Genomic DNA, 14,346 nt, shown 5'->3' on the forward strand with positions numbered 1-14,346 from the left:
GCGGTCGCCACCTGGTACGTCAAAAAAAACCGCCGGGCCCGGGCAGAACTTCACCTGGGCCCGGCGGTGGGATCGATCGGGCGCGCCACGCGGCGCGCCCGGCCTTCATCAGCGCAGCAGCGACAGCACGCCCTGCGTGGTCTGGTTCGCCTGCGCCAGGACCGAGGTGCCGGCCTGCTGCAGGATCTGCGCGCGGGACATGTTGGACACTTCCGTCGCGTAGTCGGCGTCTTCGATGCGCGAGCGCGAGGACGTCAGGTTGTTGACCGTGGTGCCCAGGTTCGAGATCACCGAGTCGAAGCGGTTCTGCACCGCGCCCAGGGAGCTGCGCAGCGAGTCGACGTTCGCCAGGGCGGCGTCGATCGCGGCCAGCGGGTCGGCGTTGAGCTGGGCGCCGAGCGTCACGGTGCCGTCGTTGGCGACGTTGGCCTTGTAGTAGACGTCGTTGTTGTCCTTGGTGCCCTTGACCACGTAGCCGCCGCTGCTGCCGTCGGCGTTGGTGACCTTGTGCAGCGTGGGCGAGGTGCCGACGGAGGCGCTGCTCAGGCCGCTCAGGTCGGCCGTCACGGCCGGCACCGCTTCCGGCGGCACTTCGTAGTCGGTCAGCGCGCTCGACAGCGCGCCGGCGGGAGCCGCCTCGGTCGCCCAGTCGGCGCTGTCGTACGACACCTTGCCGGTGGCCGCGTCGAACGTCGCGGAAATGACGTTGGTGCCGCTGTCGCGCGAGACGAAGAAGGCGCCGTTCTCGTCCACGTAGATGTCCGGGGCGGTCGCCGCGGCGGCATCGTCGAAGCCGACGTTGGCCACGTCCACCGTCACGCCGCCGCCGACGGAGATTTCGCCGGTGGTGACTTGGGTGGCCGTCGGCGCGGCGCCGAGCGCGTTCGTCGTGTCGAACTCGAGCTGGCCGGTGGCGTTGTCGTAGCCGGTCACGTCGTAGTAGTTGGTGCCGTCCGACACGTACAGCTTGTCGGCGTCGGCATCGTCGACGTAGACCGTGAAGTTGGGGGCCGTCGCCGTGTCGACCGCCGTCAGGGCGACCGTCTTGGTGGCGCCAGCCGAACCCGGCACCAGCGTCGTCGTGGCGGCCGTGGCCACCGTGTCCAGGTCCAGCGCCTGCTTGGTGATGTCCAGGTTGTTCAGGCCCAGCGTCTTGGCGCTGATTTCGCGCAGGTTGATGTCGATGGTCTCGCCGTCGTTGGCGCCCACTTGCACGCTCAGCTTGCCGGCGGCCGAGGACAGCACCTTCACGCCGTTGAAGTCGGTCTGTTGCGAGGTGCGGTTGATTTCCTCCAGGCGCTGGGTGATTTCAGCCTGGATCGAAGCCTTGTCGGCGGCGGAGTTGCTGCCGTTGGCCGACTGCACCGCCAGTTCGCGGATGCGCTGCAGGTTGCTGTTCACCTCGGTCAGCGCGCCTTCCGTCGTTTGCGCCAGCGAGATGCCGTCGTTGGCATTGCGCTGGGCCTGGGTCAGGCCGCGGATGTTGGCGGTGAAGCGGTTGGCGATGGCCTGGCCCGCGGCGTCGTCCTTGGCGCTGTTGATGCGCATGCCCGAAGACAGGCGCTGGATCGCGCTGTTGAGCGCCATCTGCGAGGTCTTCAGGTTGTTCTGCGTCGTGAGCGACAGGATGTTGGTGTTGATGACTGACATAGAGGTAGATCTCCGAAGTGAGTTGCCGTTGCCTTAACGCCAGTGATCCAGCGTCCTCTTGCTTATCGGCACGCCTTCGGAATCCGCTATCCCGCGCCGTTAGGAAAATGCCCTAAGCCCGCCGCTCACGCCGGCAGGTTCATGATTTCCTGGTACGCCGCCACCAGCCGGTTGCGCACCTGGATGCCGGCCTGCAGGCCGATGTTGGCCTTCTGCAGGTCGACCATCACGTCGTTCAGGCCCACGCCCGGCTCCCCGAGCTCGAACGCCGCCGCCTTGGCGTCGGCCTGGTGCTGCGCGCCGCTGATCCCGTTGAGGGACCGTTTCAGTTCGGCCGCGAAGCCGCCGGCCAGTTCCGGCGGCGCTGCTTCGGCGGCGAGGCCGCTCTGGGTCGCCGCCACGCGCATCTGCTGCAGGACGGATTGGATCGCGGGGATGGACATGGCTCACCTTGGGAAAAAGTCGCACCGAGCGTAGCAGCGACCCCGGCGCGGCCATTGGCCCAAGTGACGGCCAAAACCGCCCCTGTTCGTCCGATTCAATCGGCGCGCCGCCGCCCAGAATCGCTGCACGACCTCGCGGCGCAGGGCCTTCCTGCGCGCGCCAACGACCGAAACGACAAATTGGCCAACGAACTCAGTGCCCCCGCGCCGACCGCCCCCGTGGCGGCGCGGCCCACCGCGCTCACGCCGCCGGGCGCGGCCCGCCTGCCGGCGTTCGCGCCCTGGCTGGAACAGGTGCGCTCGCAGCCGCGCATCGCGATGATCCTCGGCGCGGCGGTGCTGGCCGCCGGCGTCGCCGGCGCCGCGCTGTGGGGCCGCTCGCCCGAGTACCGGGTGCTCTATAGCAACGTCTCGGACCGCGACGGCGGCTCGATCATCGCGTCGCTGCAGCAGATGAACGTGCCCTACCGCTTCAGCGAAGGCGGCGGCGCGCTGCTGGTGCCGGCCGAGCAGGTCTCCGAAACCCGCCTGAAGCTGGCGTCGCAGGGGCTGCCGCGCTCCGGCGGCGTCGGCTTCGAGTTGCTGGATAACCAGAAATTCGGCACCAGCCAGTTCGCCGAGCAGGTCAACTACCAGCGCGGGCTGGAGGGCGAGCTGGCCCGCTCGATCGAATCGATCGGCTCGGTGCAGTCGGCGCGGGTGCACCTGGCGCTGCCCAAGGCCTCGCTGTTTGTGCGCGACCAGAAGAAGCCGTCGGCGTCGGTGATGCTGACGCTGCACCGCGGCCGCAGCGTGGACGAGGGCCAGATCAGCGCCATCGTGCACATGGTCTCCAGCAGCGTGCCCGAGCTCGACGCCAAGAGCATCACGGTCGTCGACCAGCGCGGCAACCTGCTGTCGGCGGCCAATGCCGGCACCCGCGGCCTGGACGGGTCGCAGCTCAAATACGTGGAGAACATCGAGCAGAGCTACGTGCGCCGGATCGAAGGCATCCTGCAGCCGATCGTCGGCGCCGGCAACGTCCGGGCCCAGGTCGCCGCCGATGTCGACTTCAGCGTCGTCGAGCACACCGACGAGAAATACCGCCCCAACCAGGAGGCCGGGGCCTCGGCCGTGCGCAGCCAGCAGTCGTCCGAGTCCAGCCAGCCGGGCAGCGCGGCGCCGGGCGGGGTGCCGGGCGCGCTCACCAACCAGCCGCCGCTCAACCCGACGGCGCCGCTGGCCACCGCCAGCGCCCCGGCCCGGCCGGCCAGCGCGGCCACGACGGCGCGCGCCGGCGGCGGCTCCTCGCGCCGCGAGGTGACGACCAACTACGAAGTCGACCGCTCGATCCGCCACACCCAGCAGGCGGCCGGCGTCACCCGGCGGCTGTCGGTGGCGGTGGTGGTGAACCATCGCGAGGTGCGGGCCGCCAACGGCAAGACCAGCATGGTCCCGCTCGCCGCGGCGGAACTGGAGCAGGTGCGCAACCTGGTCCGCGAAGCGATGGGCTTCGACCAGGCGCGCGGCGATTCGCTGAACGTCGTCAACAGCCCGTTCACCGTCGAGACGGTGCCGCAGGTCGAGGTGCCGGCCTGGAAGGACCCCGAGCTGATCGCGCTGGCGAAGTCCGGCGCGCAGTACCTGCTGGGCGCCGCGGCGCTGGCGATGCTGTGGTTCGCGCTGGTGCGGCCGCGCCGCCGTACCGCCGCGGCGGCTGCCCCGGCGACCGCGACCGCGACCGCGCTGCCGCGCGCCGACGACCCGGCCGAGCTCGCGTCGTCCGCGGCCCTGCAGCTGGCGCAGACCGAGCGCGACGCGGCGCTGGAGCGCGAAGCCAGCCGCCGCAAGGCCGACATCGAATACGCCCAGCAGGCCGCCGCCGACGACCCGAAGCTGGTGGCCTCCCTCGTCAGACACTGGATGACCACATGAACGAAGCAGGCGCCCGCAAAAGTGCCATCCTGCTGATGGCCCTGGGCGAGGACCGGGCCGCCTCGGTGCTCGGCGCGCTCGACACCTCGGAGGTCGAACTCCTGGGCGTCGCCATGGCGAAGCTGAGCCACGTGTCCAAGGAGGAACTGGCCGAGGTGATGAGCGAGTTCCGCCACGAGACCGAGCAGCTGTCGGCGCTCCACCTGGACAGCGGCAGCTACGTGCGGGCGGTGCTGCAGAAGGCGCTGGGCACCGACCAGGCCAGCAACCTGCTCGAGGAAATCATGCGCGCCGAGCTGCCGCGCGGCGGCATGGCGCGGCTCAACCGGCTGGAGGCCACCGAGGTGGTCGAGCTGATCCGCGACGAGCACCCCCAGATCATCGCCACGCTGATGGTGCACCTGGACCGGCTGAAGGCGGCCGAGATCCTGGCCGGCCTGCCGGCCCGGCTGCGGCACGACGTGGTGCTGCGGGTGGCGACCTTCGGCGGCGTGCAGCCGGCGGCGCTGCAGGAACTCACCGAGGTGCTGGGCGAGATGCTGTCCGGCGACGGCCAGCGCCGCAGCCGCCTGGGCGGCGTGCGCACCGCCGCGGAAATCGTCAACCTGATGACGACGGCCCAGGAGGAGGAGGTGCTCGAACACGTGCGCGACACCGACGAGGCGCTGGCGCAGCGCATCGTCGACGAGATGTTCGTCTTCGAGAACCTGATGGACGTCGACGACCGCGGCATGCAGCGGCTGCTGCAGGACATCAACAACGAATCGCTGGTGGTGGCGCTCAAGGGCGCCACCCCGGAGCTGCGCGAGAAGTTCTTCGCCAACATGTCGCAGCGCGCGGCCGAGACCATGCGCGAGGACCTCGAGCTGCGCGGGCCGGTGCGGGTCTCGCAGGTGGAAACCGAGCAGAAGGCGATCCTGCAGATCGTGCGCGGGCTGGCCGACGCCGGCGAGATCGTGATCGCGCAACCGGGGAGCGACGACTTTGTCTGACGACACGCTGTTCGCGCCGCCGCGGGCGGCGGCGCCGCGGCCGCAGCCGGCTCAGGCCGGCCGGCCGGCCTGGCAGCCCTGGGAGATGAACTCGCTGCCGCGCATCACCCGCCCGGCTCCCGCCAGCGCCGCGGCGCCGGCCGCGCCCGTCCCGGCGCGGCCCCGCCCCGACCGGGCCGAACTGGAGCGGCTGCGGCGCGAAGCGCGCGAGGCCGGCTTGGCCGAGGGCCGCCAGCAGGGACTGGCGCAGGGACGCAGCGAGGGCCACGCGGCCGGCCTGGCGGAAGGCCGGGCCGCCGGCCAGGCGCAGGCCGCGGCCCAGGCGGCGCAGCTGCGCGCGCTGGCCGAGGGCTTCGCCCAGGCGCTGCGCGGCGCCGAACGGGAGGTCGCCGCGGCGCTGACGGTGCTGGCGCTCGACGTCGCCCGCCAGGTGGTGCAACGCACCGTCGCGGCCGATCCGGAATGCATCGTGCCGCTGGTGCAGGGGCTGCTGCGGCAGGAACCGGCGCTGCAGGGCGAGCCCCGGCTGCTGCTGCACCCGGCGGACCTGGCGGCGGTCGAGGGCGCGCTGGGCGCCGAGCTGCAGGCCGGCGGCTGGCAGCTGCGCGCCGACGAGGCCATCGCCCGTGGCGGCTGCCTGGTGCAGGCCGCCAGCGGCAGCCTGGACGCCACCGTGCCGACGCGCTGGGAGCGGGTCGCCGCGGCGCTGCAGTCCGTGGAGTTCTGAATGCAGACCGAGACCCCCGCGCCCAGCGCCGCCAACCCGCATGTGGCGGCCTGGCTCGCCGAACTGGCCGGCGCGCGCCGCCGGGTGGAGCGGGTGACGCCGACGCTGGCCGCCGGCCGCCTGACGCGCGCCGTCGGCCTGGTGCTGGAAGCGGTGGGACTGCAGCTGCCGGTCGGCAGCGATTGCCGGATCGAACTGCCGCCCGGTCACTCGCCGGCCTACGCCGAGGCCGAGGTGGTCGGCTTCGCGGGCGATCGCCTCTTTCTGATGCCGCAGACCGAAGTCGCCGGCCTGCTGCCCGGCGCCCGCGTGTTCGCCGCGGCGGCGCTGGCCGGCTCGGGCGCGCCCGCCGGCGCCACCAAGCAGCTGCCGGTGGGCGCTGGCCTGCTCGGCCGGGTGGTCGACGCGAGCGGTCGCCCGCTCGACGGCCTGGGTCCGGTGCAGGCCGAGCGGCTGGTGCCGCTGGGCGCGGCCCCGATCAACCCGCTGTCGCGCGCCCCGATCGAGGACGTGCTGGACGTCGGCGTGCGGGCGATCAACGCGATGCTCACCGTCGGCCGCGGCCAGCGCATGGGCCTGTTCGCCGGCTCGGGCGTCGGCAAGAGCGTGCTGCTCGGGATGATGGCCCGCTACACCAGCGCCGACATCATCGTGGTCGGCCTGATCGGCGAACGCGGCCGCGAGGTCAAGGAATTCATCGAGCACACCCTGGGCGCCGAGGGCCTGGCGCGGTCGGTCGTCGTGGCCGCGCCCGCCGACACCTCGCCGCTGCTGCGGCTGCAGGGGGCCGCCTACGCCACCTGCCTGGCCGAATACTTCCGCGACCAGGGCCAGGACGTGCTGCTGATCATGGACTCGCTGACCCGCTACGCGATGGCCCAGCGCGAGATCGCGCTGGCGGTCGGCGAGCCGCCGGCGACCAAGGGCTATCCGCCCTCGGTGTTCGCCAAGCTGCCGGCGCTGGTCGAGCGCGCCGGCAACGGCGACCGCGGCGCGGACGGCCGCGGCGGCTCGATCACGGCCTTCTACACCGTGCTGTCCGAGGGCGACGACCAGCAGGACCCGATCGCCGACTCGGCGCGCGCGATCCTGGACGGCCACGTGGTGCTCTCGCGCGCGCTGGCCGAGGCCGGCCACTACCCCGCGATCGACATCGAAGCCTCGATCAGCCGGGCGATGACCTCGCTGATCGAGCCGGCCCAGTTCGACCTGGTGCGCCGCTTCAAGCAGACCCTGTCGCGCTACCAGCGCAACCGCGACCTGATCGCCGTCGGCGCCTACGCCGCGGGCCACGACCCGCAGCTCGACGAGGCGATCGCTCTCTATCCCCGCGTCGAGGCATTCCTGCAGCAGCAGATGCACGAGCGCGCCGATTACCCGCAGTCGGTGGCGCGCCTCGCCAGCGTGTTCCAGCCCGCCTGAGACCAGGATTCCCCATGGCCACCAAGCTCCCGATCGACACCCTCACCGAGCTGGCGCGCAGCCGCGCCGACGAAGCGGCGCGCCGGCTCGCCGCGTTGCGCGAAGCCAACCTCAGCGCCAGCCGCAAGCTGGAACTGCTGCAGGAGTACCGGCTCGACTACGGCGCCCAGCTGCAGTCGCTGCTGCAGGCCGGCCTGCCGGCCCCGCAGTGGCGCAACTACCAGGACTTCCTGAAGGCGCTCGATGCCGGCATCGATCAGCAGCGCGCCGCCGCCGCCCAGAGCGAGGCCCGGCTGGACCACGGCCGCACCGACTGGCAGCACCAGCGGCGCCGGCTCAACGCCTTCGAGACCCTGGCCGAGCGGCTGCAGCGGCAGCAGGCCGTGGTGCAGAACCGGCGCGAGCAGCGCGCGAGCGACGAGCATGCCGCCCGCATGCTGCTGGACCGCGCGGCGCGCGCCTGAAGGAGCCGACATGACCCCCAACATTCTTTCCGCGCTGCTGCCCGCCACGACGCTGCCGCGCGGCGCCGGCGCCGCCCGCGGCGCCGACGCCGCGGCCGAACCGGCGGACTTCGCCGCCAGCCTGGACCTGATGCTGCGCGCGCTCGCCGGCGAGGCGCCCGCGCTGGCGGCCGCCGAGGCCGGGCCGGACGACGGCGGCGCCGAGCGCGACGAGCCGGCCGCGGCCGGCGGGCCGCAGCCCGATGCCCTGGCGCTGCTGCTGGCCGGCGTGACGCTGGCCGAGGCGGCGGCGCCGCCGCCGGCCGCGCCGACCGTCCGGCCCGACGCCGATGCGATGTCCGCCGCGCCCGCTGGTTCGCCCGCACTGGCGCCACGCCCGCTGGAGGCGGCAGCGGCTGCCGGCGCCTGGCGCGCCGTTCCGGCCGACCCGCAGAGTCCCTCGACCACCCCGGAGGCATTCACCCATGAAGTCGTTGCTGCGCGCGCTGCGGGCGCACCTGGCGCACCTGGCGCACCTGGCGTGCCTGGCGCGCCGCTGGCAGGGCCGGCCGTCGCCGTGGCGCCGGCTGGCGTCGCTGCCGGCGGCCGCGCCGCCGCACTGGCGCCCGCCGCCGGGCCTGCTGGGGCTGCCGACGTTCGGGATCCAGCCCGGGCGCTGGCCGCCGCCGGCGCGGCGCCGCAGCGCGCCGCTGCGCTGCAACCGGAGGTGGCGCCGCCTGCCGACGCGCTAGCGGCGCCGCCCTCGGATCTGCCGCCCCGCCCGGTCCAGCCCGCCGCGCTCGCGGCCATGCGCGGCTTCCACGAGCACAAGGCCGAGGGCCAGGGCGACCTGGCGCCGGCGGCGCCCGCCGTCCTGCCCGCCGGTGCCGCCGCCGCGGCGCCAACGCCTGGCCCGGCGCCGGCCCAGGGCGCGCCCGCCACCGCCCAACTGCCGGTGCCCGTGGGCAGCAGCGAATGGGGCCCGGCGCTGGCGCGCCAGCTGGTGCGGCTGGGGCCAAATCGCGAGCTGGAGCTGCAGCTGCACCCGGCCGAACTGGGGCCGCTGAAAGTCAAGCTGTCGCTGGGCGAGCGCCAGGCCCAGGTGATGTTCGTGTCCGAGCATGCCGCGGTGCGGCAGGCGCTGGAAGCGGCGCTGCCGCAGCTGCGCAGCACCTTCGCCGACAGCGGCATCAGCCTGGGGCAGGCCACGGTGGGGTCCGGCGCCGGCGACTCGGCGGCCCAGCAAGGCGCCGGCCAGCAGGCCGCGGCCCGGCGCGAGCGCGAACCGCAGCCCGAGGCCCGCGCGGCGGAGCGGCTGGAACGCGGCGACCAGCGGGCGCGCAGCAACGGCGGCTCCGGGCTGGCCGTCGACACCTTCGCCTGAGCGCCCGCGGCGCCGCCGCCGAACACGCGATGAGAGCGGTCTTCCCGCGCTTCATCGGACCTTCGCCCGGCGCCCTCCTCGCGAAGAATACCCACTGCCCGCGTTTGACCCAGCACCATGGCGACCACACCTGAAACCGCATCCCCCGCGCCATCGCGCCTGAAGAACAAGATCATCGTCGCCATCAGCCTGACGCTGGCGATGGCGCTCGGCGGCGGGCTCTATTTCCTGCTCCAGGGCGCCCCCGCCCTGGCGGCGGCCGCCCCGAAGCCGGTCAAGCCGATCTTCGTCACGCTGGAGCCGCTCACGGTGAACCTGCGCTCCGAGGGCAAGGCCAAGTTCCTGCACCTGGGGGTCGCCCTCAAGCTCGGCGACGAGCAGGCGCAGGCCCGCGTGGCCGAGGCGATGCCCGAGCTGCGCAGCCGCCTGCTGTTGCTGCTGTCCAACCGCGATCCGGCGGCGCTGACCACCCCGGCCGAGAAGAGCGCGCTGGCCGAGGAGATCCGGGCCGACCTGAACCGGCCGCTGGCCGCCGGCGGCCCCGCCTTCGGCATCGGCGGCGTGGCCTTCAATGCCTTCGTGGTGCAGTGACGCCGCGGCACTGAGCAAGCATGGCCTACCAACAGGTGCTCTCGCAGGAGGAGGTCGACGCCCTCCTGGACGGGGTGACCGGCGAGAGCTCGGGGGCCCCGGCGCCGACAGCGGCGCCGGCCAACGGCCTGCCGGCCTACGACCTCGGTGCGCCCGACCGCGTGGTGCGCGGCCGGATGCACACGCTGGAGCTGATCAACGAGCGCTTCGCCCGCCACCTGCGCGGCGCGCTGCTCAGCTACATCCGGCGCAGCCCCGACATCACCAATTCGGGCATCCAGGTGCAGCGCTACGGCGACTTCATCCGCCACCTGCCGGTGCCCGCGAACATCAACATGCTGCAGATGAAGCCGCTGCGCGGCACCGGCCTGTTCGTGTTCGACCCGAAGCTGGTGTTCCTGGTGGTCGACAACCTGTTCGGCAGCGACGGCCGCTATCACATGCGCATCGAGGGCCGCGACTTCACGCGCACCGAGCAGCGCATCATCCGGCGCCTGCTGGACCTGGCCCTGGACTGCTACGGCGAGGCCTGGAAGCCGGTGCTGCCGCTGGAATTCAATTACCTGCGCTCGGAGATGCACGGCAAGCTGGCCAACATCGTCGGGCCCAACGAGGTGGTGGTCACCACCACGCTGCAGATCGAGTTCGGCCCGGTCGGCGGATTCGTCCACGTCTGCCTGCCCTATTCGATGCTCGAGCCGGTGCGCACCCTGCTGTCCAACGCGGTCCAGAACGCCGGCGAGATCGAGGTCGACGAGCGCTGGGTCCGCCAGCTGTCGCAGCAGATGCGCGGGGCGGACGTCGACATGTCGGTGGAGTTCGTCCGGCTGCAGTCCACGGTGGGCGAGCTGCTGCGCCTCAAGCGCGGCGACGTGCTGCCGATCGAGCTGCCGGCCAGGGTGACCGCGACGGTCGAACGCACGCCGGTGCTCGAGTGCAGCTACGGCACCTCGAACGGCCGCTACGCCTTGCGCGTCGAGCAGCTGTACCACCACTCACGAGATGACGGAGCCCCCAATGAATGAGGACACGGAAGACGCCTGGGCCGCGGCCCTGGCGGAACAGCAAGGCACGCCGGCGCCCGCCGGCGCCGGGGCCCCGGACGACTGGGCGGCGGCGCTGGCCGAGCAGACCGCCGCGGCCCGGCCGGCCAGCGTGGCCCAGCCGGCGGCGGCCCAGGTGTTCCAGCAGATCGCCGAAGAGCCGCGCGCCGCGGCCGGCATGGGCATGGACATGGAGCGCATCAAGAACATCCCGGTGCAGCTCACGGCCGAACTCGGCCGCACCCGCATCACGATCAAGAACCTGCTGCAGCTGTCGCAGGGCTCGGTGGTCGAACTCGACGGCCTGGCCGGCCAGCCGCTGGACCTGTTCGTCAACGGCTACCTGATCGCCCAGGGCGAGGTGGTGGTGGTGAACGACCGCTACGGCATCCGGCTCACCGACATCGTCGTGCCTTCGGAACGGATCCAGAAACTCGCCCGCTCATGAAGCGCATCGCCCGCCAAGCGGCGCGGCTGCTGCTGCCGGCCTGGTGCGGCCCGGCGCTGGCCGCGCTGCCCACCGTCGCCACCCAGCCGCCGCCGGCCTCGACCGGCGCCGGCCTGCTGCAGGCCGGCTTCGGCATGGTGCTGGTGATCGGGCTGATCTTCCTGCTGGCCTGGCTGGCGCGCCGCTTCGGCCTGCAGCGCCTGGGCGGCGCCGGCGTGGTGAAGGTGGTGTCGAGCGCGCCCCTGGGCACGCGCGAGCGCGTGGTGGTGGTCGAAGTCGCCGGCACCTGGCTGGTGCTGGGCGTCACGCCGACCCAGGTCAACGCGCTGCACACCCTGCCGGCGCAGGCCGCGCCGGCGCCGGCGGCGCCCGGCGGCGAGCCGGCCGGGCGGCTGCTCGAACAGTTCTCCAGCAAGCTGCGCGAAGCCCTGGGCGGCCGGGCGCCCTCGCCATGAAGCCGGCGCTCGCACGTTCCCTCGGCCTGGCCGCGGCGCTGGCCGCCGCGCTGCTGCCGCTGGCCGCCGCCGCGCAGGGCCTGCCTGGCGTGGTGGTCAAGCCCGGCCCCGGCGGCACGCAGACCTGGTCGCTCAGCGTGCAGACGCTGGTGCTGCTCACGTCGCTGTCGTTCCTGCCGGCGCTGCTGCTGTCGATGACCAGCTTCACCCGCATCCTGATCGTGCTCGGGCTGCTGCGCACGGCGATCGGCACGCAGTCGTCGCCGCCGAACCAGATCCTGGTGGGGCTCTCGCTGTTCCTCACCTTCTTCGTCATGTCGCCGGTGTTCGACAAGGTCTACACCGAGGCCTACCAGCCGTTCGCGGCCAACAAGATCGGCGCCGAGGTCGCGCTGGAACGCGGCGTGGCGCCGATGAAGACCTTCATGCTCAAGCAGACGCGCGAGAACGACCTGGCGCTGTTCGCCGGGCTGGCCAAGGCGCCGCCGATGCAGGGCCCCGAGGAGGTGCCGCTGCGCATCCTGCTGCCGGCGTTCGTCATCAGCGAGCTGAAGACGGCGTTCCAGATCGGCTTCACGATCTTCATTCCGTTCCTGATCATCGACCTGGTGGTGGCCAGCGTGCTGATGTCGATGGGCATGATGATGGTGCCGCCGGCGTCGATCGCCCTGCCCTTCAAGCTGATGCTGTTCGTGCTGGCCGACGGCTGGCAGCTGCTGATCGGCGCGCTGGCCCAGAGCTTCTACGTCTAGGTGCCCGCATGACCCCCGAAACCGTGACCACCCTGGGCGCCCAGGCCATCCAGGTGACGCTGCTGGTGGCCGCGCCGCTGCTGCTGGTGGCGCTGCTGGTCGGCCTGGTGATCAGCATCTTCCAGGCCGCCACCCAGATCAACGAGGCGACGCTGTCCTTCATCCCGAAGCTGGTCGCCGTGTTCGCGACGCTGATCGTCGCCGGGCCCTGGATGCTGGCGCAGCTGGTCGACTACATCCGGCAGCTGTTCGGCTCGATCCCGCAGCTGATCGGATAGGCGCGCCGGTGCTGTCGGTCACCTCGGGCCAGCTGGCGGCATGGGTCGCGTCCTTCCTGTGGCCGTTCGTGCGCATGCTGGCGCTGGTGAGCACCGCGCCGATCCTCAGCGATCCGGCGGTGCCGCGGCAGGTGAAGGTGGCGCTGGCCGCGATCCTGGCCGTGGTGCTGGCGCCGGCGCTCGGCGCGGCCGCCGCCGTGCCGCCGGTGTCGGCCGCCGGGGTCTGGATCCTGGTCCAGCAGGTGCTGATCGGGGTGGCCATGGGCTTCAGCATGCGGCTGGTGTTCGCCGCGGTGCAGGCCGCCGGCGAATACATCGGGCTGCAGATGGGCCTGTCGTTCGCTTCCCTGATCGATCCGTCCAGCGGTGGCCAGTCGACGGTGGTGGCCCGGCTGCTGTCGCTGCTGGCGATGCTGATCTTCCTGGCCGTCGACGGCCACCTGCAGCTGATCGCCGCGCTGGCGCACAGCTTCGAGACGCTGCCGGTCGGCGCGGCGCCGCTGGCGGCCGGCGGCTGGCTGCTGGTGGCGCGCTCGGGCGGCGAGATCTTCGTGATCGGCCTGATGCTGGCGCTGCCGCTGGTCACCGCGCTGCTGACGCTGAACCTGGCGATGGGCATCCTCAACCGGGCCTCGCCGCAGTTCAGCATCTTCGCGGTGGGCTTCCCGCTCACGCTGCTCGCGGGCACGGCCATGCTGTACCTGCTGATGCCGCAGCTGCCGGCGTTCCTGCGGCCGCAGTTCGAGGCCGCGATCGAGCTCGTGACGCGACTGCCGCGGGCGCTGGCCGGTTCCTGACGAACCGGACCCGGCCGGTCAGTCCTGGCGCCCGGCCGCGCGCGGCAGCCCGGCGCCGGCGCGCCACTGGCCGCCGCCGGCGACCGGGATGCAGGGCCCGGCCAGCGTGAACCAGAAGGTGGCGCCGCGGCCGCCGGCCGACTCGGCCCAGACCCGCCCGCCGTGGCGGGCGACGATCCGCTGCACGTTGGCCAGGCCGAGCCCGGTGCCGGGGAATTCGGACTGCGAGTGCAGGCGCTGGAAGTCGCCGAACAGCTTGTCGGCGTAGGCCTCGTCGAAGCCCACCCCGTTGTCCTCGACCCGGTAGACGGTCTGCCAGCCGCTGCCGCTTTGCGCCGAGAAACGGATCTCGGCGGCCTCGGTCGGGCCGGTGAACTTCCAGGCGTTGCCCAGCAGGTTCTCCAGCACCATCCGCAGCAGCGACGGGTCGCCGTAGGCGCGCACGTTCGCCTGGACCACGGTGCGCACCCGGCGCTGCGGCTCGCGCAGCTGCAGGTCGTCCAGCACCTGGCGCGCCATGTCGCTCAGGTCGACGTCGGCCAGCCGGACCACGCCCTGCGCCGCCTGGGTCAGCGCCACCAGCGCCTCGACGTATTCGTCCAGCAGCTGCCCGGCGGCCCGGATGCGCCGCACGTAGTGGCGGGTGCGCTCCGGCACGTCCTCGCCGAGCAGGCCGTCGAGCGTCTTGCCGAAGCCGAGCACCGCGGCGATCGGCGTGCGCAGTTCATGGGCCAGCGACTGGGCGAAGCGCTTGAGCTCGGCCTCCTGTCCCGCGGGCGGCGAGCCGCCGGCCGCGGGGCGGCCGGCGTCGACGGGCGCGACGGCGGCGGGTGCGGGCGAAGCAAGCTCGGCGTTCATGGTGGGCCCCCGGGTCAGAGGTAGTTGAACAGGGCGATGTCCTGCAGCCGGGCGAAGGTCTGCTGGGTCGCCTTCAGATTGGCCTCGCGCTGCGCGTACTCGGAGATCGCGGCGGCATAGTCCAGGTCCTGCAGCTCCGACAGGTAGGT

Annotated in this window: 16 protein-coding genes; 13 read left to right on the forward strand and 3 right to left on the reverse strand. The window is 72.7% G+C overall.

The window, feature by feature from the left end; all coding sequences use genetic code 11:
- Window positions 1-108: 108 nt before the first annotated feature.
- Complete coding sequence (locus tag VNT59_RS15180; protein ID WP_325499527.1) at window positions 109-1,650, reverse strand: flagellin; 1,542 nt, start codon at window positions 1,648-1,650, stop codon at window positions 109-111.
- Window positions 1,651-1,775: 125 nt separating this feature from the next.
- Window positions 1,776-2,093, reverse strand: coding sequence for a flagellar hook-basal body complex protein FliE (gene fliE / locus VNT59_RS15185; protein WP_325499529.1), 318 nt, complete (start codon window positions 2,091-2,093; stop codon window positions 1,776-1,778).
- Between the two features lie 180 nt (window positions 2,094-2,273).
- On the opposite strand from fliE, the gene fliF reads away from it, so the two are divergent.
- From fliF to fliR, 13 genes are all read left to right on the forward strand, one after another.
- On the forward strand, window positions 2,274-4,007 hold the full coding sequence (gene fliF / locus VNT59_RS15190; protein ID WP_414708398.1) for a flagellar basal-body MS-ring/collar protein FliF: 1,734 nt from the start codon (window positions 2,274-2,276) through the stop codon (window positions 4,005-4,007).
- A complete protein-coding gene (fliG, locus tag VNT59_RS15195; RefSeq protein ID WP_325499531.1) occupies window positions 4,004-4,999 on the forward strand; it encodes a flagellar motor switch protein FliG in 996 nt (331 codons plus the stop codon). Before fliF ends, fliG begins: the two co-directional genes overlap by 4 nt.
- A complete protein-coding gene (gene fliH, locus VNT59_RS15200) occupies window positions 4,992-5,726 on the forward strand; it encodes a flagellar assembly protein FliH (RefSeq protein WP_325499533.1) in 735 nt (244 codons plus the stop codon). The genes fliG and fliH overlap by 8 nt, the downstream gene beginning before the upstream one ends.
- Window positions 5,727-7,148, forward strand: coding sequence for a flagellar protein export ATPase FliI (gene fliI, locus VNT59_RS15205; RefSeq protein WP_325499535.1), 1,422 nt, complete (start codon window positions 5,727-5,729; stop codon window positions 7,146-7,148).
- Window positions 7,149-7,162: 14 nt separating this feature from the next.
- Window positions 7,163-7,612 (forward strand): flagellar export protein FliJ, encoded by a 450-nt coding sequence (gene fliJ / locus VNT59_RS15210; protein WP_325499537.1) that lies wholly within the window; start codon window positions 7,163-7,165, stop codon window positions 7,610-7,612.
- A gap of 10 nt (window positions 7,613-7,622) precedes the next feature.
- Window positions 7,623-8,975, forward strand: coding sequence for a flagellar hook-length control protein FliK (locus VNT59_RS15215; protein ID WP_325499539.1), 1,353 nt, complete (start codon window positions 7,623-7,625; stop codon window positions 8,973-8,975).
- Between the two features lie 117 nt (window positions 8,976-9,092).
- Window positions 9,093-9,566 carry a flagellar basal body-associated FliL family protein gene (locus VNT59_RS15220; RefSeq protein ID WP_325499541.1) on the forward strand — a complete coding sequence of 158 codons (474 nt, stop codon included), beginning with the start codon at window positions 9,093-9,095 and terminating at the stop codon, window positions 9,564-9,566.
- A 20-nt stretch (window positions 9,567-9,586) separates the two neighbouring features.
- Complete coding sequence (fliM, locus tag VNT59_RS15225) at window positions 9,587-10,591, forward strand: flagellar motor switch protein FliM (protein WP_325499544.1); 1,005 nt, start codon at window positions 9,587-9,589, stop codon at window positions 10,589-10,591.
- Entirely contained in the window at window positions 10,584-11,057 is a 474-nt protein-coding gene (gene fliN, locus VNT59_RS15230; protein WP_325499546.1) for a flagellar motor switch protein FliN, read from the forward strand. The genes fliM and fliN overlap by 8 nt, the downstream gene beginning before the upstream one ends.
- On the forward strand, window positions 11,054-11,512 hold the full coding sequence (gene fliO, locus VNT59_RS15235; protein WP_325499548.1) for a flagellar biosynthetic protein FliO: 459 nt from the start codon (window positions 11,054-11,056) through the stop codon (window positions 11,510-11,512). The genes fliN and fliO overlap by 4 nt, the downstream gene beginning before the upstream one ends.
- Window positions 11,509-12,264, forward strand: coding sequence for a flagellar type III secretion system pore protein FliP (fliP, locus tag VNT59_RS15240; protein WP_325499550.1), 756 nt, complete (start codon window positions 11,509-11,511; stop codon window positions 12,262-12,264). Before fliO ends, fliP begins: the two co-directional genes overlap by 4 nt.
- An 8-nt stretch (window positions 12,265-12,272) precedes the next feature.
- Window positions 12,273-12,542, forward strand: coding sequence for a flagellar biosynthesis protein FliQ (gene fliQ / locus VNT59_RS15245; protein ID WP_325499551.1), 270 nt, complete (start codon window positions 12,273-12,275; stop codon window positions 12,540-12,542).
- 8 nt (window positions 12,543-12,550) lie between these two features.
- Window positions 12,551-13,339 (forward strand): flagellar biosynthetic protein FliR, encoded by a 789-nt coding sequence (gene fliR / locus VNT59_RS15250; RefSeq protein ID WP_325499553.1) that lies wholly within the window; start codon window positions 12,551-12,553, stop codon window positions 13,337-13,339.
- An 18-nt stretch (window positions 13,340-13,357) separates the two neighbouring features.
- Here the strand turns inward: fliR and VNT59_RS15255 are convergent, their stop codons facing one another.
- A complete protein-coding gene (locus VNT59_RS15255; RefSeq protein ID WP_325499555.1) occupies window positions 13,358-14,197 on the reverse strand; it encodes a sensor histidine kinase in 840 nt (279 codons plus the stop codon).
- Window positions 14,198-14,346 lie beyond the last annotated feature (149 nt).

The sequence above is a fragment of the Ramlibacter sp. genome (assembly GCF_035554825.1).
Lineage (GTDB): Bacteria > Pseudomonadota > Gammaproteobacteria > Burkholderiales > Burkholderiaceae_C > Ramlibacter.

Excerpts from the sequence above, each read along its gene's own strand:
- fliM (WP_325499544.1), top strand. The coding sequence starts at position 9,587 with ATGGCCTACCAACAGGTGCTCTCGCAGGAGGAGGTCGACGCCCTCCTG.
- VNT59_RS15255 (WP_325499555.1), bottom strand. The coding sequence starts at position 14,197 with ATGAACGCCGAGCTTGCTTCGCCCGCACCCGCCGCCGTCGCGCCCGTC.
- fliP (WP_325499550.1), top strand. The coding sequence starts at position 11,509 with ATGAAGCCGGCGCTCGCACGTTCCCTCGGCCTGGCCGCGGCGCTGGCC.
- VNT59_RS15215 (WP_325499539.1), top strand. The coding sequence starts at position 7,623 with ATGACCCCCAACATTCTTTCCGCGCTGCTGCCCGCCACGACGCTGCCG.
- fliN (WP_325499546.1), top strand. The coding sequence starts at position 10,584 with ATGAATGAGGACACGGAAGACGCCTGGGCCGCGGCCCTGGCGGAACAG.
- fliO (WP_325499548.1), top strand. The coding sequence starts at position 11,054 with ATGAAGCGCATCGCCCGCCAAGCGGCGCGGCTGCTGCTGCCGGCCTGG.
- VNT59_RS15180 (WP_325499527.1), bottom strand. The coding sequence starts at position 1,650 with ATGTCAGTCATCAACACCAACATCCTGTCGCTCACGACGCAGAACAAC.
- fliQ (WP_325499551.1), top strand. The coding sequence starts at position 12,273 with ATGACCCCCGAAACCGTGACCACCCTGGGCGCCCAGGCCATCCAGGTG.
- fliG (WP_325499531.1), top strand. The coding sequence starts at position 4,004 with ATGAACGAAGCAGGCGCCCGCAAAAGTGCCATCCTGCTGATGGCCCTG.
- fliJ (WP_325499537.1), top strand. The coding sequence starts at position 7,163 with ATGGCCACCAAGCTCCCGATCGACACCCTCACCGAGCTGGCGCGCAGC.
- fliE (WP_325499529.1), bottom strand. The coding sequence starts at position 2,093 with ATGTCCATCCCCGCGATCCAATCCGTCCTGCAGCAGATGCGCGTGGCG.
- fliI (WP_325499535.1), top strand. The coding sequence starts at position 5,727 with ATGCAGACCGAGACCCCCGCGCCCAGCGCCGCCAACCCGCATGTGGCG.
- VNT59_RS15220 (WP_325499541.1), top strand. The coding sequence starts at position 9,093 with ATGGCGACCACACCTGAAACCGCATCCCCCGCGCCATCGCGCCTGAAG.